14 protein-coding genes are annotated in these 18,612 nt (G+C 55.8%); 9 read left to right on the top strand and 5 right to left on the bottom strand.

Annotation, left to right across the window (positions count from 1 at the left end; all coding sequences use genetic code 11):
- The first annotated feature begins 79 nt into the window (after nucleotides 1-79).
- Nucleotides 80-2,614, top strand: coding sequence for a type I DNA topoisomerase (gene topA, locus HEQ18_RS03685; RefSeq protein ID WP_432815564.1), 2,535 nt, complete (start codon nucleotides 80-82; stop codon nucleotides 2,612-2,614).
- A 117-nt stretch (nucleotides 2,615-2,731) separates the two neighbouring features.
- On the opposite strand, the gene era is transcribed toward topA, so the two are convergent.
- From era to lepB, 3 genes are read right to left on the bottom strand one after another with little or no spacing between them, the layout of a single operon-like run.
- The gene (gene era, locus HEQ18_RS03680; RefSeq protein ID WP_432815563.1) at nucleotides 2,732-3,625 is read right to left on the bottom strand and encodes a GTPase Era; all 894 of its coding nucleotides are present in this window, start codon (nucleotides 3,623-3,625) and stop codon (nucleotides 2,732-2,734) included.
- Nucleotides 3,622-4,290, bottom strand: a complete 669-nt coding sequence (rnc, locus tag HEQ18_RS03675) for a ribonuclease III (RefSeq protein WP_432815562.1) — start codon at nucleotides 4,288-4,290, stop codon at nucleotides 3,622-3,624. The genes era and rnc overlap by 4 nt, the downstream gene beginning before the upstream one ends.
- On the bottom strand, nucleotides 4,287-5,156 hold the full coding sequence (gene lepB / locus HEQ18_RS03670) for a signal peptidase I (RefSeq protein WP_432815561.1): 870 nt from the start codon (nucleotides 5,154-5,156) through the stop codon (nucleotides 4,287-4,289). Before lepB ends, rnc begins: the two co-directional genes overlap by 4 nt.
- Before the next feature lie 121 nt (nucleotides 5,157-5,277).
- Between lepB and pgi the strand changes: the two genes are divergently transcribed.
- Complete coding sequence (pgi, locus tag HEQ18_RS03665) at nucleotides 5,278-6,780, top strand: glucose-6-phosphate isomerase (RefSeq protein WP_432815560.1); 1,503 nt, start codon at nucleotides 5,278-5,280, stop codon at nucleotides 6,778-6,780.
- A gap of 96 nt (nucleotides 6,781-6,876) precedes the next feature.
- A complete protein-coding gene (gene gorA, locus HEQ18_RS03660; protein WP_432815559.1) occupies nucleotides 6,877-8,223 on the top strand; it encodes a glutathione-disulfide reductase in 1,347 nt (448 codons plus the stop codon).
- On the opposite strand, the gene HEQ18_RS03655 is transcribed toward gorA, so the two are convergent.
- Nucleotides 8,224-8,853: a glutathione S-transferase gene (locus HEQ18_RS03655; RefSeq protein ID WP_432815558.1), complete on the bottom strand. Its 630-nt coding sequence runs from the start codon at nucleotides 8,851-8,853 to the stop codon at nucleotides 8,224-8,226.
- A gap of 44 nt (nucleotides 8,854-8,897) precedes the next feature.
- Nucleotides 8,898-9,839, bottom strand: coding sequence for a rhodanese-related sulfurtransferase (locus HEQ18_RS03650; RefSeq protein WP_432815557.1), 942 nt, complete (start codon nucleotides 9,837-9,839; stop codon nucleotides 8,898-8,900).
- Nucleotides 9,840-9,983: 144 nt separating this feature from the next.
- On the opposite strand from HEQ18_RS03650, the gene HEQ18_RS03645 reads away from it, so the two are divergent.
- From HEQ18_RS03645 to HEQ18_RS03620, 6 genes are all read left to right on the top strand, one after another.
- The gene (locus HEQ18_RS03645; protein WP_432815556.1) at nucleotides 9,984-11,510 is read left to right on the top strand and encodes an acyl-CoA carboxylase subunit beta; all 1,527 of its coding nucleotides are present in this window, start codon (nucleotides 9,984-9,986) and stop codon (nucleotides 11,508-11,510) included.
- Nucleotides 11,511-11,516: 6 nt separating this feature from the next.
- On the top strand, nucleotides 11,517-12,038 hold the full coding sequence (locus HEQ18_RS03640; RefSeq protein WP_432815555.1) for a hypothetical protein: 522 nt from the start codon (nucleotides 11,517-11,519) through the stop codon (nucleotides 12,036-12,038).
- A gap of 348 nt (nucleotides 12,039-12,386) precedes the next feature.
- A complete protein-coding gene (mce, locus tag HEQ18_RS03635) occupies nucleotides 12,387-12,830 on the top strand; it encodes a methylmalonyl-CoA epimerase (protein ID WP_432815554.1) in 444 nt (147 codons plus the stop codon).
- Between the two features lie 167 nt (nucleotides 12,831-12,997).
- On the top strand, nucleotides 12,998-15,253 hold the full coding sequence (gene scpA, locus HEQ18_RS03630) for a methylmalonyl-CoA mutase (RefSeq protein WP_432815553.1): 2,256 nt from the start codon (nucleotides 12,998-13,000) through the stop codon (nucleotides 15,251-15,253).
- Complete coding sequence (gene bioB, locus HEQ18_RS03625; protein ID WP_432815552.1) at nucleotides 15,250-16,257, top strand: biotin synthase BioB; 1,008 nt, start codon at nucleotides 15,250-15,252, stop codon at nucleotides 16,255-16,257. The genes scpA and bioB overlap by 4 nt, the downstream gene beginning before the upstream one ends.
- Nucleotides 16,258-16,417: 160 nt before the next feature.
- Nucleotides 16,418-18,583, top strand: a complete 2,166-nt coding sequence (locus tag HEQ18_RS03620; protein WP_432815551.1) for a biotin carboxylase N-terminal domain-containing protein — start codon at nucleotides 16,418-16,420, stop codon at nucleotides 18,581-18,583.
- The last annotated feature ends 29 nt before the right edge of the window (nucleotides 18,584-18,612 follow it).

Raw genomic sequence — 18,612 nt, 5'->3', positions numbered from 1 at the left:
TTTTTCGTCTTGACGAGGCCTGCCTTACCCCATCAGCCTATACGCGCACGCGAGAGATTTTAGAAAAGCAAAAAATATCATGCAATTAGTTATCGTAGAATCACCTGCAAAAGCCAAGACAATCGAGAAATATCTGGGGCCCGGATTCAAGGTGCTGGCCTCCTATGGCCATATCCGCGATCTACCGCCCAAAGACGGTTCGGTTGACCCCGATAATGGCTTTGAAATGCTGTGGGACAATTATGTCGATAAGGCAAAACAGCTTAAGGCGATTACCGACGAGGCGAAAAAAGCAGATGGCCTCATCCTGGCGACCGACCCTGATCGCGAAGGCGAAGCTATTAGCTGGCATGTGCAAGAAGTGCTCGCGAAGAAAAAGGCGCTGCCGGCCAAGGTTGGTCGGGTGACGTTCAACGCCATAACAAAGCAGGCTGTAACCGACGCGATGAAACAACCGCGCGCGTTGGATTTAGACCTGATTGACGCCTACCGCGCCCGCCGTGCGCTGGATTATCTGGTAGGATTTACGCTATCGCCAGTCTTGTGGCGCAAGCTACCAGGCGCAAAGTCCGCTGGCCGTGTGCAGTCGGTTGCGCTGCGCCTCATTGTGGAACGCGAACGTGAGATCGAAGCGTTCCGCGCGCAGGAATATTGGTCTGTGAAGGCCGGAATGGAACATAAGGGCCAAAAATTTGATGCCCGCTTGATCCAATATCTGGGCAAGAAGCTCGACAAGATGGACCTCAAGACCGAAGCGGACGCGGAGCAAGCGCGCCTTGCAGTTGAGTCGGGCAAATTTACGGTCGAAACCGTCGAAACAAAGCCGGTAACCCGCAATCCGCAACCGCCCTTTACCACCTCGACATTGCAGCAGGAAGCAGCACGTAAACTGGGCTTTTCCGCCAGCCACACAATGCGTATTGCGCAGGGTCTGTATGAGGATGGCGCGATAACCTATATGCGAACCGATGGCGTTCAAATGGACCACAGCGCCATTTCCGCCGCGCGCAAATCCATCTCAGATCGGTTCGACAGCGGCTATTTGCCTGAGAAACCGCGCGTTTATCAGAGCAAAGCGAAGAACGCGCAGGAAGCGCATGAGGCGATACGTCCAACCGATTTTGGCAAGGACAAGGCAGGCTCAGGCGACCATGGCCGCTTATATGACTTGATTTTCAAACGCGCGATGGCCAGCCAGATGGCATCTGCCCGCATGGAACGTACAACTGTCGATCTACTCGACGGTACCGGTCAGACTGGCTTGCGTGCGACGGGGCAAGTTATGAAGTTTCCGGGATTTCTTGCCGTATATGAAGAAGGTTTGGATGATAGCGACGGCGAAGATGGCGCGATCTTGCCGGCGATGACAGTTGGCGACGCTCCTGCCAAGCACGCTGCGGAAAAAACGCAGCACTTCACGCAACCACCTCCGCGTTTTTCGGAAGCGACTTTGGTCAAGCGTCTCGAAGAACTGGGTATTGGCCGTCCATCGACCTATGCATCGACCATTCAGGTGCTGAAAGACCGCGCTTATGTCCGCGTCGAAAAAAATCGTTTCTTTGCAGAAGAATCCGGGCGACTTCTCACAGCATTTCTCGAACGTTTTTTCGAACGTTATGTCGCTTATGACTACACCGCTGGCCTTGAAGACCAGTTAGATGAAATCAGCGGTGGCCGTGCCGATTGGCAGTCCTTTCTGGAGGCGTTTTGGCGCGATTTCAAACCGAAAACGGTTGAGGTCATGGAGCAGAAACCGTCGGAAGTGACCGCGGAGCTTGATATCTTTCTGTCGCCTTATCTCTTTCCAGAGCGCGAAGACGGCACCGATCCGCGTTTATGCCCGAAATGCGGTGAGGGCAGGCTGGCCCTGCGCGGCGGAAAGTTCGGCGCTTTTGTTGCCTGCTCCAATTATCCGGACTGTAAATATACCAGAAAATTTGCGCAACCCGGCGGCGAGAGTGGGGAGGACACCGGTCCAGAAGTGCTTGGCCAGCATCCCGAAACACAATTAGAAGTCAGCAAAAAGTCAGGCCGTTTTGGCCCTTATTTCGAAATGGGCGAGGGCGCTGACGTCAAACGCGCCTCTATCCCCAAGGATATTCCTGCGGAGGACATCGGACTAGAATGGGCGGTGAAGCTGCTATCGCTGCCACGTACCATCGGGATACATCCCGAGAGCGGCGAGCCAGTCACGGCAAGCATCGGTCGTTATGGACCCTATCTGGCGCATAATGGGAAATATGCCCGTCTGCAGTCGACGACTGAAGTGTTTGAAACTGGCATGAATAGCGCGGTTGTGAAGCTGGCAGAAGCTTTGGCCAACCCGGGCCGTGGCCGGGGTGCCGCGCGTGCACCGTTGAAGGAGTTCGGTAAGCATCCACGCACTGATGCGGAGATTAAACTGATGGAGGGGCGCTTTGGTCCTTATGTGACCGACGGGACCACTAATGCGACAGTGCCCAAGTCCATCTCGCCTAACGAGCTGACGCTTGAGGAAGCTGCACAGTTGATTGACGCCCGCGCCGCAATGCCGCCCAAGGGCAAGGTCAAGAAAAAGGCCGCGCCCAAGAAGGCGACGGCAAAGGCCAAACCAGCAGCGAAAGCAAAGAAATAAATCCACCCGTCGCACCGGCACATGCTGATGCCTATCGCGCTTATGCTTCTCCACAGAGGCGTGATGGCCCCCAGCCTGCGCTGGGGCGACGTGGATCGGAAAGAAACCGAGCCGCGTCTATTCGACCCATTCAAGCCCAATGTCGCGATACAGGCTTCGGTCCTCGTCCCATTTGGCATATACTTTCACATGCAAATAGAGATGGACCTTCACGCCCATGAGCTTGGCTAGTTCAAGACGCGCCGCCTCTCCAATGGCCTTAATCCGCGTGCCGCCTTTGCCTAGAACGATGGCGCGTTGGGTAGGGCGCGCTACTAAAATCTGTTGGTGAATTTCTAGCGATCCGTCTTCGCGTTCGCTATATTTTTCAGTCTCGACGGCGCTGGCATAGGGAAGCTCCTCGTGCAGTTGCAGATAGAGTTGTTCGCGCGTGATCTCTGACGCAATCAGACGGTCGGTTGCATCTGACACCTGATCCTCTGGGAAATGCCATTCGCCCTCCGGCATATTGTCGGCAAGCGCAGTTTTGAATTCTTCAAGCCCGTCGCCGGTGGCGGCACTGATATAATAAATCTGCTCAAATGCGCATTTGTCAGTCAGTTTCGTGGTGAGGGCGAGCAATTTGTCCTTGGCCGCAATATCAACCTTGTTAAGCACAAGCCATTTGCGTTCTGGGCGATCTTTCAATCCGTCGAGGATTTTTTCAACCTTTGGTCCTGCGCCTGCGCGGCCATCGACGATCAATGCGATCATGTCGGCATCGCCCGCACCGTCCCAAGCCGCAGCCACCATCGCGCGGTCAAACCTGCGTTGCGCCGCGAAAATGCCCGGTGTGTCGACCAACATGATCTGCGTTTCGCCCGCCAAGGCGACGCCCAACATGCGCGTCCGTGTGGTCTGCGCCTTGGGGCTGACGATCGCGACCTTCTGCCCCACCAGAGCATTGACCAAGGTTGACTTACCCGCATTTGGCGCGCCGATAATGGCGACATGTCCGCATTTTTTGGTCATGCGTTGGCTTCCAAAAATGCCTGTGCCGCGCCGGTTTCGGCGGCCTGTTTGCTGTTGGCGGTGGCCGTAACGGGCGGAAAGCCTTTCACGGTGACAGTGATTTCAAATCTCATGGCGTGGGGAGGGCCTTCTTTTTTGGTGATGACATATTCGGGAACCTTGCGCCCATGGGTGGCGCACCATTCTTGTAATTCGGATTTGGGGTGTTTGGGGGCGCCGTTTGCGGATTCGAGAAGTGGCCTCCAGAGCCGTTCTACAAGATCGCGGGTCACGAGTAGACCATGGTCGAGATACACCGCGCCAATGATGGCTTCCATGACGTCACCCAACACATTATCGCTTTGTTGCGCACCATCATCACGGGCTTGCTTGCCAAGCCTGATATACAGCGGAAGACCAATTTGCCGGGCAATGTCGGCGCAGGTCACGCCCGACACAAAAGCATTTAACCGGTGCGACAGACGACCCTCCGCTTCATCCTTATATCGGTGATAGAGCATATCAGCGATGATGAGCCCCAAGATGCGATCGCCGAGAAATTCAAGCCGTTGATAGTCCGGTTGTCCCGTACTGCCATGCGTCAGTGCGCGCTGGTAAAGTGCCAAATCCTTTGGCTGTTTCGGGAGTAATTCCGCCAGCCAAGCCGCTTGTTCGTCGCTGGTCAAAATCCTTGTCCAATGCGTTCCGCGCGCGTTGCCGTAAACCAAGTCCATGGCAGCACCCAATGCGACGATCCATCCGTGGAAAACACAGACACCAAAGCACGACCCACAAGATTCTCTTGCGGCACCATGCCAATCGCACCGGGCTTATCAATGGGCGACCATCTGCTATCCGCGCTTCGGTCGCGATTGTCGCCCATCAGGAACAGGTCGCCTTGACCAACGACAAAGGCTTCGGTGTTGTCGCCTTCTAGGCCATTTTGCAGGTCCAGAATTTCGTAGCTCTTGCCTTCGGGCAATGTCTCGCGAAAGCGGGGGTAGCGGCATTGCGTGCCGCCCTTAGCCGCCGGTTCCTCCATATCAGGACGCCAGCATGGAAAGGGATTGCGCTCAAGCTCTGCCGCATCGCGCATATTTTGCGTGACCGGGATGACAAGGTCGGCAATCCGTTCCTTCTTAACCGCAACGCCGTTGATTTCGAGGACGCCATTGCGCATTTGAATAACGTCACCAGGCAGGCCAATGACGCGCTTGATATAATCTGTACCGTTTGACATTGGGGCCTTGAACACCACGACATCGCCGCGTTCTGGTTGGCTCGCGAAAATCCGTCCGGGGATAATCGGTAATGCAAAAGGAAGGCTGTTTTTGGAATAGCCATACGGCCATTTCGCGACCAGCAGATAATCGCCGATGAGCAAACGCGGCTGCATCGATTCCGACGGGATGTTAAAAGGCGACACGATGAAACTGCGCAAGATGAAAACGAACAACGCAAGCTTCAGCAAAAAGCTGCCATATTCGCGCCATTCTGACGGAGCAGGCGCATTTACAGGTAAATCGCCCAGCTTTTCAGTATTTGAAGTCACAGAATCTCGCAAAAAATTGTCGCCGAACGACGGATAGGCTGGCCTTTTACCGTGAAGGCGCGTTATTTGCCAGCGCCGAGATTCACGCTGCGTTGCGACGCCCCTAATAAAGAGATAGAAAATGACCGATAATCTATGGACTGCGCTCGAACAGCATCAACCGCAATCGCTTCTTGATCTGTTCGCATCAGACGCAAATCGCGTCTGCAAGATGACCATCGCGCAAATGGGGTTGCGCTTCGACCTGTCAAAAACACATCTTGATGATGCAGCCTTAGGCCATTTCGCCAAGCTTGCGGAAGACATGCAGCTTCATGCCGCCAAAACGGCTTTGTTTTCGGGTGCGGCAATCAATGTGACGGAAGGGCGCGCCGCAGAGCACGCAGCCGAACGTGGTACTGGCGATGCAGATTCTGTCGCTCATGCCCGCGCGCTTCAGCAACGCATGCGCGGATTGGTTGAGGCCATTGACGCCGGCCTGATGGGCGACATCCGCCATATATTGCATATCGGCATTGGTGGATCGGCGCTTGGCCCCAAATTGCTCATCGATGCACTTGGCCGTGATGGCGCACGTTATGACGTCAAAGTCGTATCCAATATTGACGGTGCGGCGCTGACCGAGGCGGTGAAGGATATGGACCCGCACAAGACGATTGTCGCGGTCGCGTCCAAAACCTTTACCACCACTGAAACATTGCTTAACGCAACCAGCGCAATGGAATGGATGCGCGACGGCGGCGTGGCCGACCCATATGCGCAGTTTGTGGCGCTGACGGCTTATCCCGATAAAGCGATCATATGGGGCATCGACGAAAGCCGCGTATTACCGTTTAACGAGACCGTGGGTGGACGCTATTCCTTATGGTGCTCCATCGGCTTTCCCGTCGCGCTTGGCCTTGGTTGGGCTGTGTATCAGGAACTGCTGGATGGTGCAGCCGCCATGGACGCGCATTTCCGCAATGCCCAGATTATGGAGAACGCCCCGACAATGGCGGCATTTGCGGATCTGTATTACGCCCAGACGAAGGCGTGTCAGACACGGGCGGTATTTGCCTATGATGAACGTCTGCGCCTGCTGCCCGATTATCTTCAGCAGTTGGAGATGGAATCGAACGGTAAATCGGTGACCGCTCAGGGCGCGCCGCTTGGACGCCACAGCGCCCCTGTGACATGGGGCGGGGTGGGAACCGATGCCCAGCATGCGGTGTTCCAATTGCTGCACCAGGGCACACATCTGATCCCTGTTGAATTCATCGCCAGCAAGACGCCGGGGCATGATTTCGATACCGCGCATCATGAAACCTTGCTCGTTAATTGCTTTGCCCAAGGCGCGGCATTGATGGCGGGGCAGAAATCCGATGATCTGGCGCGCAATTATGTCGGCAACCGGCCATCGACGACAATATTGCTGGATGACGTCACACCGTCAACGGTCGGCGCGTTGATTGCCTTTTACGAACACCGGACGTTCGTGAATGCGGTTTTGTTGGGGATTAACCCATTTGACCAATTTGGCGTTGAACTGGGCAAGCAAATCGCCAAAAGCATCAGCGACAATGGCCCAAGCGGGTTTGATCCGTCTACCTCGGCGCTGATTGCGGCGGCGCTTGGCGATATTTGAACGATCGGCATTTGCTCAATAACGCAAAGCGATAACTCCCGTTGGTAATTGAATGAGCGTGCTCCCATATTGCGGGAACACAGGAAAGAAGAATATATGGCTGATTTTGACTATGATCTCTTCGTCATTGGCGCAGGCTCCGGCGGCGTTCGTGCCGCACGTATCGCGGCATCGCATGGTGCCCGCGTTGCTGTGGCGGAGGAGCATCGCGTTGGCGGCACCTGTGTCATTCGCGGCTGTGTGCCCAAAAAGCTGCTGGTCTATGGATCCCATTTTGCCGAAGATTTGCATGACGCAAAACGTTTTGGCTGGAACACCCAAGGCGCGACATTCGACTGGAACGTTCTGCGCGACAATGTTGCTGCGGAGGTCAACCGCTTGGAAGGCCTATATGGCCAGACGCTCGGCAACAACAAGGTTGAGGTTTTTCGCGAACGCGCAGGCGTGACTGGCCCAAATAGCGTTCAACTTTCCGGCGGACGAAATATTACCGCGGCAAATATCCTGATTGCAACGGGTGCTTGGCCTTCGGTCCCTGAAATTCCGGGGGCTGGCCATGGGATCACGTCAAACGAAGTTTTCAGCTTACCTGAACTGCCCAAGCGCGCCGTGATTGCGGGTGGTGGTTATATCGCAAATGAATTTGCATGTATTTTCAATGAATTGGGTGTCCAAGTTAAGCTTGTGACACATGGCGATCGTGTGTTGCGGAGCTATGACCACGAGATTGTCGACAGGCTGGTTGACCTCAGCCGCCAAAAAGGCATCGATATCCGTTTCCATTTCGGCATCAAATCGGTGACCAAGCAAGACAATGGCACGCTTTTGATCGAGGGCGACAATGGAGAGGTGATCGAGACCGATTTGCTGTTGTGGGCCATCGGGCGCACGCCGCATACAATAGGGCTTGGCCTGGAGGATGTCGGCGTTGACCTTGGTAAAGACGGGTCGGTGAAGGTGAGCGACGACAGCCGCACCAATATCCCTAGCATCTATGCCGTTGGCGACGTCACCAACCGCGTGCAGCTAACCCCGATTGCCATTCGTGAAGGCCATGCCTTTGCCGACAGCGTTTTCGGTAACAATCCGCGCACTGTGAATTATGATTGTATTCCAACCGCAGTGTTCAGCAATCCACCCATCGCCAGCGTCGGCGTGACAGAGGCCGAAGCACGGGCGCAATTTGACGACGTCAAAGTCTACAAAAGCGATTTTCGCGCAATGAAAAACGTGTTGGCCGACCGCAATGAGCGCGCATTGTACAAAATGGTTGTGGCGGGTCCGGACGAGCGGGTCGTGGGCCTTCACCTGATCGGCCCCGACAGCGGCGAAATACTTCAGGCGGCGGCGATTGCGGTGAGGGCAGGGCTGACGAAGCAGGATTTTGACGATACCGTCGCATTGCACCCAAGCATGTCCGAAGAATTAGTTTTGATGAAATAATCAGGGAAAGTGAACGGGCGCGTCGCCTGCTTTCCATTGCGGATAGCGAGTCATGATAAGTGCGAACAGGTCGGTGCTGACCAACGCCGAAAGCCAGCGTTGCAGCGCAGGTAGGGGCAAAGCAGCGAACCATAATTCATTGGTCGCGGCAAATTGCCGGACAAAAGGAAATATGGCTATATCGGTGAAAGCTGGCCGCGCGCCGCCCAGATAAAGCGTGGCGGACAATAGGTCGTTCAGGTCACCAAGATACGCCAAGGCGGAATCACGATGTGCGGTGCCATCGGTCAGACCATAACGATGCGGATATTTATAATGGTCCAGGGCTTGTTTAAATGGCCCGTCAGTGGCCGAAACAAGATTTTGGTCATCATGGGTCAGCCAGCCCAAGGAATCGCTTTGTGCGAGCGCCCAGCGCATGATATCGAGGCTTTCCTCTAACACCCTGCCATCGGGCAGCAGCAGAACAGGCACAGTGCCCTTTGGTGAGGCCTCCAGCATTTCAGGCGGCTTGTCGCGCAACACGACCTCGCGTAGCTCCACTTGCACGCCGCTGACGGCGAGGGCCATGCGTGCGCGCATGGCATAAGGGCAGCGGCGGAAGCTGAAGAGGATGGGCAGGGCGGTCATTTTAGCCGCAACGGCGCGTTTGGGTTAGGGGTGTAAAGCCCACACTAAATATCATCACGTGGATTAACGCCAATATGCTGCTTGCCGCGCTTTTTGGCCAAGGCAATCTGCCTTTGCCGTTCGGCGAAGCGCGCGCGGTCATCGTCGGTGCGTTCGGCATAGCAAGCGGGGCAAGACACGCCCTCAATGAAATGGGCTGAGGCTTTGTCTGCTTGTGAAATCGGGCGGCGGCACGCGTGGCAAAGCTCCATTTCGCCAAGCTGCAGGCCATGCTTCACGGACACGCGTTCGTCGAACACAAAGCATTCGCCATGCCATTTGCTTTGTGCTTCTGGGATATTCTCCAGATAACGTAATATGCCGCCTTCGAGATGATAGACCTCGTCTATGCCTTCGGCTTTCAAAAATGCTGTGGATTTTTCGCAGCGAATGCCGCCGGTGCAGAACATAGCAAACTTTGTTTTGCCCGCCGCCAGTTCCGCACGATGGGCGCGAAACCAATCGGGAAATTCGCTGAAGGACTTGGTTTGTGGGTCAACCGCACCTTCAAACGTGCCAATCGCCACTTCATAATCATTACGCGTGTCGATCAACACCGTGTCAGGATCGGAAATCAACGCATTCCAATCCTCGGGCTGCACATAAGTGCCGACCTCATGTTTTGGGTCGATGCCCTCGACGCCGAGCGTAACAATCTCTTTTTTGATACGCACTTTCATCCGGTAAAAGGGCATTTCCTGGGCATGCGAATATTTCACATCCAGATCGGCGCAACCGGGAATATCACGCAAAAATGATATGAAGGCGTCGATAGCGCAAGGCGTTCCAGCCACCGTTCCGTTGATGCCCTCCTGCGCGAGCAATATCGTGCCCTTGATGCCACAAGCCGCGCATTGTGCCTGAATACGTGGTTGCAATTCCTCTGGCGCGTCAAATGCAACAAAGCGATATAGCGCGGCAACTTTAATGGGATGATGTTCGTCCATGACGCGGCGCTATAACGCGCTTTTTGGATTTTTGCAGCCTGCAATCTATGGCTGGTTAAACAGCATTTAATCGCACGATAAATTTGCAATTGTTGTGACAGGATGCCAAGGGCCTGGTCAACAAAATTGCTTATGGGGAATGCCATGTCGGCCAATATTGCTGAACTGGAGGCACGCCGCGCGGCGTCGAAACTGGGGGGTGGGCAAAAGCGTATTGATGCGCAACATGCCAAGGGCCGCCTGACCGCGCGCGAACGCCTTGATATCTTATTGGATGAAGGCAGCTTCGAAGAGCTCGACGCCTATGTCACACATAATTGTACCGATTTCGGTATGGCGGAACAAAAGATACCCGGTGACGGCGTTGTCACCGGAAGCGGGACGATTAATGGCCGTTTGGTCTATGTCTACAGCCAGGACTTTACCGTATTTGGCGGCTCCTTATCCGAAGCGCACGCCATGAAGATTTGCAAGGTCATGGACAATGCGATGAAGGTCGGCGCGCCAGTCATCGGCCTGAACGACAGCGGCGGCGCACGGATTCAAGAGGGCGTGGCCAGCCTTGGCGGCTATGCCGAGGTGTTTCAACGCAATGTGTTGGCCAGCGGCGTTGTCCCACAAATTTCCCTTATCATGGGCCCATGTGCCGGCGGCGCGGTATATTCACCGGCGATCACCGACTTCATCTTCATGGTGAAGGATTCGTCCTATATGTTTGTTACTGGTCCCGATGTTGTGAAGACGGTGACCAATGAGGTCGTGACGCAAGAGGAACTGGGCGGCGCGGTGTCGCATACGACCAAATCGGGCGTTGCCGACAATGCGTTCGAAAATGATATTGAGGCATTGCTGTCAGTCCGCGATTTCTTTGACTATCTGCCCGAGAATAACCGCACGGGCGTACCAGAGCGTCCGACGCAAGACCCTTGGGACCGGATTGAACCGAGTCTCGACACGTTGATCCCGCCAAATGCGAACCAGCCTTATGACATGCATGAGCTGATCCGTAAGACGGTTGACGAGGCGGATTTTTTTGAGGTTCAGCCCAGCCATGCGGCGAACATCATCATCGGCTTTGGCCGCATTGAGGGCCGGACCGTGGGCATCGTCGCCAATCAGCCAATGGTGCTGGCCGGTGTGCTTGACATCAACAGCTCCAAAAAAGCCGCGCGCTTTGTGCGCTTTTGCGATGCGTTCGAAATTCCGATCATAACTTTCGTTGACGTTCCGGGCTTTCTACCCGGCACGGCGCAGGAATTTGGCGGGATCATCAAGCATGGCGCGAAATTGCTATTTGCTTATGCCGAGGCGACGGTGCCCAAAATCACCATCATCACCCGCAAGGCCTATGGCGGCGCCTATGACGTGATGGCGTCCAAGCACTTACGCGGTGATCTCAATTACGCATGGCCAACCGCCGAAATCGCCGTGATGGGCGCAAAAGGCGCGGTGGAAATCATCTTCCGTGGGCTATCGGCGGAGGAGCAAGCGGTGAAAACCGCAGAATATGAAGACCGCTTCGCCAATCCTTTTGTGGCGGCGAGCAAGGGATTCATCGACGAGGTCATCTATCCGCATTCCACACGGAAACGGATCGCCTTGGGCTTACGGAAATTGCGGAACAAGGCGTTGGAAAACCCTTGGAAGAAGCATGATAATATTCCGTTGTGAGGTGATATGTCTTTTTCATTGATTGCTCGCGTTGACCGCAAAACTTGGACCTCAAGCGGCCTGTGCGATTATGGGCTTGAGGTAATTTCACTGAATGTAATTGATGACAATCGAGACTTTATCGAACAATTGGAGAATGCGAGAATTTATTCTGATGTTTTAAGCTGGTCTTCGGGACGAGACGTTATCTTAAACCACCGGCAAGATATCGATGACTTGATCAGTGAAGAGGGTATTAGTGAACAAAATGGTGGCGCTGTCTTTCAGATGCCAAGCGGGCCATTAGGAGGACTTTATGCAAGTTTCATTGCTGGTTCAGAAAATTATGCACTGATTAGCGAATGCCTAGATGAAGCCCTGAAATCGGAGCATTTATATGTCCAACTATTCGCTCCGGTGACTTTTTCGATGTTCGAGGAAAACGAGTATCTTAAACGGCCCGTGACACGGCAACAGTTCCTTTCTGGCACCGTGAAATATGAAGGAAATCTGGTGCCGCCACAGCTCGTTAGAAGGCATATCTCATGAAACCAGGCCGCCTCAACCATTTAGGCGTTGCGACTTTACCTAAGCCCCTACCCTTTAGGGGAGGGGTTGGGGTGGGGCCTGTCGGGGTTGCGCGAGGGCCGAGAAACCCCACCCCGCTGCGACTAGCGCACAAGTGCGTTAGTCTCGCTGCCCCTCCCCTGAAGGGGAGGGGAGTAAGCGCATGAAACTTGGACGATTGAACCATATCGGCGTTGCAGCGCCTTCTTACCCTCTCTTCGTCACCCCCGCGCAGGCGGGGGTCCATCACCGGTGGATGAAATTTGAACGGCAGGAGATGGATTCCCGCCTTCGCGGGAATGACGAATTTAAGGACTTGGAGGTCGCTCGGTGAAACTAGGCCGTCTCAACCATATCGGCGTTGCAACGCCATCCATCGCGGACAGCATCGTCTTTTACCGCGACGTGATGGGGGCGACGAAAATCCATCCGCCGTTTGACTTGCCCGATCAGGGGGTGAAGGTCTGCTTTGTTGATACGCCCGGCGCGGACGGCGCGATGAACGGCACGCAGATTGAGTTGATCGAACCGTTGCCCGGTAACACCTCTATCGCGGCGTTTCTGGAGAAAAATCCTGCGGGTGGGCAGCATCATGTCTGTTACGAAGTGCCCGATATTCATGCCGCAAAGGCGGAGTTTGAAGCGTTGGGCAAACGCGTGCTGGGCGAGCCACGGATTGGCGCGCATGGGACATTGATATTCTTTGTGCATCCAAAGGATATGCAGGGTGTTTTGACCGAGATTATGGAGGTGCCTACGCAAGGCGGGCATTGATTGCACCCCTCCCGCAGGCGGGAGGGGCAGTGAGACTTACCGCCAGAGCTTTAGCGGCGGCGGATAGTCGCAACGGGGTGGGCAAAAGCCCACACCAACTTCGCCTAGGCCCATTGGCCAAGGCTACGTATCCTCTCCCGCTTGCGGGAGAGGAAGGCAGGAACAAAATGACGAATATCGACGACTGGAAAAAAGCGGCGGAAAAAGAGGTTAAGGGCAGGGACCTAACCTGGCACACGCCGGAGGGCATTGCCGTAAAGCCGCTGTATACCGCCGAAGACGCGGGCGATCCCGGCCTTCCCGGCTTTGCGCCCTTTACGCGCGGTGTGCGTGCGTCGATGTATGCGGGCCGCCCATGGACGATCCGCCAATATGCCGGTTTCTCGACTGCCGAAGAATCGAACGCCTTTTACCGCCGGAACTTGGCTGCCGGACAAAAGGGTCTTTCGGTCGCCTTCGACCTTGCCACCCACCGGGGCTATGACAGCGACCATCCACGCGTTGTGGGCGATGTTGGTAAGGCTGGCGTGGCTATCGATTCTGTCGAGGATATGAAAATATTGTTCGACGGCATTCCGCTCGACCAGATGTCGGTCAGCATGACGATGAACGGCGCGGTCATTCCGATCCTCGCGTTCTTCATCGTCGCTGGTGAAGAGCAAGGGGTATCTCAGGCGCAGCTCGACGGCACGATTCAGAATGACATTCTGAAAGAGTTCATGGTCCGCAACACCTATATTTATCCACCCGAACCATCGATGCGGATTGTTTCAGATATCATCGCATATACGTCCGCTAATATGCCGAAATTCAACAGCATCTCTATTTCCGGTTATCACATGCATGAGGCGGGCGCGACGGCGGTGCAGGAACTTGCCTTCACCATTGCCGATGGCAAGGAATATGTGCAGCGCGCTATCGCATCAGGCTTGGATATTGACGCGTTTGCGGGGCGCCTGTCGTTCTTCTTTGGCATTGGCATGAACTTCTTCATGGAAGTGTCAAAACTGCGCGCCGCGCGGACCTTGTGGCACCGCGTTATGGATGAACTTGGCGCGAAGGACGAACGCTCAAAAATGCTACGCACGCATTGCCAGACATCGGGCGTGTCTTTGCAGGAGCAAGATCCATATAACAACGTCATTCGCACGACGATTGAGGCGATGGCAGCGACCTTGGGTGGGACGCAGTCGCTGCACACCAATGCGCTCGACGAAGCCATTGCGCTGCCGACCGATTTTTCGGCGCGCATTGCCCGCAATACACAGATTGTGCTGGCCGAAGAAAGCGGCATTACCAAGGTTGTCGATCCGTTGGGCGGATCATATTATGTCGAGGCATTGACCGCTGAATTGGTCGAGCAAGCGTGGAAGATAATCGGCGAAGTCGACGAGCTCGGCGGCATGACCAAGGCCGTAGCCTCTGGTATGCCCAAACGCCTCATCGAAGAAGCCGCCGCGGCGCGGCAAGCACGCGTGGACAAGGGTGAAGATGTCATCGTTGGCGTCAACAAGTACAAGCTAGTCACAGAAGACCAGCTCGACACGTTGGAGGTCGACAATGACTTCGTGCGCCAAGGGCAGATTGCCCGCCTTGTCGCCACCCGTGCCGCACGTGATGAGGCCGCCTGTCAGGCGGCGCTGAAGGCTTTGACCGAGGGTGCCCGAAATCCTCCCCGGCACGGGGAGGGGGACCATCCAAAGGATGGTGGAGGGGCAGGTGACGCGTCTCGCAACATCCAAAGCTCAGTCAACCCCGCCGGTGCCCCTCCACCACCTTCGGTGGTCCCCCTCCCCGTGCCGGGGAGGAATTTATTGGCGCTCGCCGTCGAAGCTGCCCGTGCCCGTGCAACATTGGGCGAAATTTCAGACGCGATGGAGGCCGTGTTCGGTCGCTATGCGACCACCCCCGTGCCCGTTCAAGGCATTTACGGCAGCGCGTATGAATTTGACAAACGCTGGGCGCAAGTGCTGGACGGCGTCGAATCGGTTGGCCGCCGCTTGGGCCGCAAACCCAAGCTCTTGGTAGCGAAAATGGGGCAGGACGGGCATGATCGCGGTGCCAATGTCATTGCGTCGGCTTTCTCCGATATGGGCTTTGACGTTATTAGCGGGCCATTATTTCAAACGCCCGAAGAAACCGTTGTGCTTGCCTTGCAACATGATGTTGACGCCGTGGGTGCCTCCAGCCTTGCTGCGGGCCACAAAACACTCATACCAGAGCTCATAAAGGGTCTGCGCGAGGCAGGACGCGGCGACATTAAGGTGATCGCAGGCGGCGTTATTCCTCCGCAAGATTATGATTATCTGCGTGAGGCAGGGGTGCAGGGCATTTACGGCCCCGGCAGCAATGTTGTGGAGTGCGCAGCCGATGTTTTGACGTTATTGGGACATAATATGCCGCCTTTGGGAGATGCAACATGACCGTCCGTACCGACTGGACCCGTTCAGAAATCGCCGCTGTGTTCGATCTGCCGTTCGATGAACTGCTATTTCAAGCGCAGACTGTGCACCGCGCGCATCATGCGGTGGGGCAGATTCAACTGTGCACATTGCTGTCGATTAAAACCGGCGGTTGCCCAGAAGATTGCGGCTATTGCAGCCAATCGGTGAAGGCCGACAGCGGCGTTGCGGCGACGAAGTTGATGGACGTCCAAGCGGTGCTCCAAAAGGCGGCGCAGGCGGCTGACAATGGCTCACATCGGTTCTGCATGGGGGCGGCTTGGCGCAACCCCAAGGACCGCGATATGCCCGCGATTGTCGAAATCGTCAAAGGCGTCCGGCAGATGGGCATGGAAACCTGCATGACCTTGGGGATGTTGTCGCCCAAACAGGCCGATATGCTGGCCGAGGCGGGGTTGGATTATTACAACCATAATATCGACAGCAGCCCCGAATATTACGAAAAGGCAATTTCCACGCGTACCTTTTCAGACCGGCTCGACACGCTGGCCGAGGTGCGTCGCGCTGGCATCAATGTGTGCAGCGGCGGGATTGTCGGCATGGGCGAAACCCGCGCCGACCGGGTTGGCTTCATCCAAACGCTGGCAACCCTGCCAGCCCATCCCGAAAGCGTGCCGGTCAACGCATTGGTGCCGGTGAAGGGCACGGTGCTGGGCGATATGCTCGCCGATACGCCGCTGGCCAAGATAGACGACATCGAATTCGTCCGCACGATTGCCGTGGCGCGGATCACCATGCCGATGAGCATGGTGCGCCTAAGCGCGGGGCGTGAAAGCATGTCTGAGGCGACGCAGGCTCTGTGCTTCATGGCTGGCGCGAACAGCATTTTTACGGGTGACAAGTTGCTAACTGCAGCCAATGCAGGCGACGATAAGGACGCCGCGTTGATGGCAAAGCTGGGGTTGGTGCCGATGGAGGCCGAGGAGCCTTTGCGGGCGTGCAAGGCGTTGGAGGCGGCGGAGTGAGCTCAAATTCTCGTCATGCTGAACTCGTTTCACCTTCGGTGACTGACGTTCCAGCATCCATTTTTCAGCAGCAACTGTCGGTGTGCGTGGCACGATGGACCCTGGAACGTAAGTCACCACAGGTGAAACAAGTTCAGGGTGACGGTTTCGGGGGAGTTAAATGTTCAAAAAAATCCTAATCGCAAACCGTGGCGAAATTGCTTGCCGGATCATTAAGACCGCACGCCGGATGGGGATTGCCACTGTCGCGGTTTATTCCGATGCTGATGCGCGCGCGCCCTTTGTGCAGATGGCGGATGAGGCGGTGCATATTGGGCCTTCGCCGGCGGCGCAGTCTTATTTGCTGGCGGACAAAATCATTGCGGCGTGCAAGCAAACGGGTGCCGAAGCGGTGCATCCGGGCTATGGTTTTCTGTCCGAACGCACCAGCTTTGCCGAGGCGCTCGCGAAGGAAAACATCGCCTTTATCGGCCCACCTGTAAACGCGATTGCCGCGATGGGCGACAAGATTGAGTCCAAGAAGCTGGCGATGGCGGCGGGCGTTAATGTCGTCCCCGGCTTTGTCGGTGAGATTGACGATACCGAACACGCCGTGCGGATTTCGGAAGAAATTGGCTATCCCGTGATGATGAAAGCCAGCGCGGGCGGCGGCGGGAAGGGGATGCGGCTTGCGTATAATGAGCAGGATGTGCGCGAAGGCTTTGAAGCGACCAAGCGTGAGGGGCTGAATTCATTTGGCGATGACCGCGTGTTTATCGAGAAATTCATCCTCAATCCGCGCCACATCGAAATCCAGATCTTGGGCGACCAGCATGGCAATATCCTATATCTCAACGAACGCGAATGCTCGATCCAGCGGCGGCATCAAAAGGTCGTCGAAGAAGCACCTTCGCCCTTCGTCACGCCCAAGATGCGCAAGGCAATGGGCGAGCAATGCGTCGCTCTGTCGCGCGCGGTGGGCTATTATTCCGCCGGAACGGTTGAGTTGATCGTATCCGGCGCGGACCCGAGCGGTGAGAGCTTCTACTTCCTCGAAATGAACACGCGGTTGCAGGTGGAACACCCCGTAACCGAATGCATCACGGGCATTGATCTGGTTGAACAGATGATCCGCGTCGCGGCAGGTGAGAAGCTTGGCTTTACGCAAGACGATATCAAAATCGATGGTTGGGCCATTGAAAACCGCGTTTATGCCGAAGACCCCTATCGCGGATTTTTGCCGAGCACGGGACGTTTGACCCGCTACATTCCCCCCTCCCCTTCAGGGGAGGGGACGGGGGTGGGGTCTGTCCATCAAACGCAGCACCAACCTGACAAGCCCCACCCCAACCCCTCCCCTGAAGGGGAGGGGCTTACTGCTATCGAACTGCGCGGCATCAACGGCGTCCGCGTCGATGATGGTGTGGCCGAGGGCGGTGAAGTTTCGATATTCTATGACCCCATGATCGCGAAGCTGATCACTTGGGGGGCAACCCGCGATGAGGCCGCCGACTTGCAAATCGCGGCGCTTGACCGCTTCGAAATAGAGGGCCTTGGCCACAATATCGATTTCGTCAGCGCCATCATGCAACATCCACGTTTCCGATCAGGCGAACTCACGACAGGCTTCATCGCCGAAGAATATCCCGATGGCTTTCAAGGCGCACCTGCCGATGCAGAGCTTATCAAATCGCTCGCTGCAATCGCTGGCTTTGTGGCGACGGCGCAGGCCGACCGTGCGCGGCATGTCGACGGCCAATTGGGCGATACGCTTGATCCGCCATCGCGTTGGCAAGTTTCCATCGGTGAGGCGGTCCATGACATCGAAATGGTCGATGGCGACATCCACGTCGATGGTGTGCCTTTTGACCTGTCGATGGAATATGACCCCGGAGATCGCTTAATCGAGGCGGAAGTCAGTCTTCTCCAGCGCAGGCTGGGGGCCAGTCCTAATCAATTCGAATCTGGACCCCGGCCTTCGCCGGGGAACAGCATTGATCTCGCCGTGAAAATCATGCGAACGCGAACCGGATTTCATCTGACGACACGCGGTGCAACGCATGTCGTCCACGTTCTGCCGGGTCACATCGCGCATCTTGCCACGCACATGATACAAAAAATCCCGCCAGACTTGTCCAAATTCCTCATTTGCCCGATGCCCGGCCTGCTTACGACCTTGCATGTCAATGTCGGTGACACGGTTGAAGCTGGCCAACCGCTTGCGGTGGTAGAGGCGATGAAAATGGAAAATATTTTGCGCGCGGAAAAATCCGGAACGGTAAAGTTGATCAATGCGCAGGCTGGGGACAGCTTGGCCGTCGACGCCGTGATACTAGAGATGGAGTGAACCCGCTTGTAAGTGCCGACATTGGCATT

Origin of the sequence: Sphingorhabdus sp. (assembly GCF_050921905.1) — a bacterium.
Lineage (GTDB): Bacteria > Pseudomonadota > Alphaproteobacteria > Sphingomonadales > Sphingomonadaceae > Sphingorhabdus_B.
This window is presented reverse-complemented; position numbering and strand designations above follow the sequence as displayed.

Coding starts and splice junctions, on each gene's coding strand:
- topA (WP_432815564.1), top strand. CDS start 80: ATGCAATTAGTTATCGTAGAATCACCTGCAAAAGCCAAGACAATCGAG.
- era (WP_432815563.1), bottom strand. CDS start 3,625: ATGACCAAAAAATGCGGACATGTCGCCATTATCGGCGCGCCAAATGCG.
- pgi (WP_432815560.1), top strand. CDS start 5,278: ATGACCGATAATCTATGGACTGCGCTCGAACAGCATCAACCGCAATCG.
- gorA (WP_432815559.1), top strand. CDS start 6,877: ATGGCTGATTTTGACTATGATCTCTTCGTCATTGGCGCAGGCTCCGGC.
- HEQ18_RS03655 (WP_432815558.1), bottom strand. CDS start 8,853: ATGACCGCCCTGCCCATCCTCTTCAGCTTCCGCCGCTGCCCTTATGCC.
- HEQ18_RS03650 (WP_432815557.1), bottom strand. CDS start 9,839: ATGGACGAACATCATCCCATTAAAGTTGCCGCGCTATATCGCTTTGTT.
- HEQ18_RS03645 (WP_432815556.1), top strand. CDS start 9,984: ATGTCGGCCAATATTGCTGAACTGGAGGCACGCCGCGCGGCGTCGAAA.
- HEQ18_RS03640 (WP_432815555.1), top strand. CDS start 11,517: ATGTCTTTTTCATTGATTGCTCGCGTTGACCGCAAAACTTGGACCTCA.
- scpA (WP_432815553.1), top strand. CDS start 12,998: ATGACGAATATCGACGACTGGAAAAAAGCGGCGGAAAAAGAGGTTAAG.
- bioB (WP_432815552.1), top strand. CDS start 15,250: ATGACCGTCCGTACCGACTGGACCCGTTCAGAAATCGCCGCTGTGTTC.
- HEQ18_RS03620 (WP_432815551.1), top strand. CDS start 16,418: ATGTTCAAAAAAATCCTAATCGCAAACCGTGGCGAAATTGCTTGCCGG.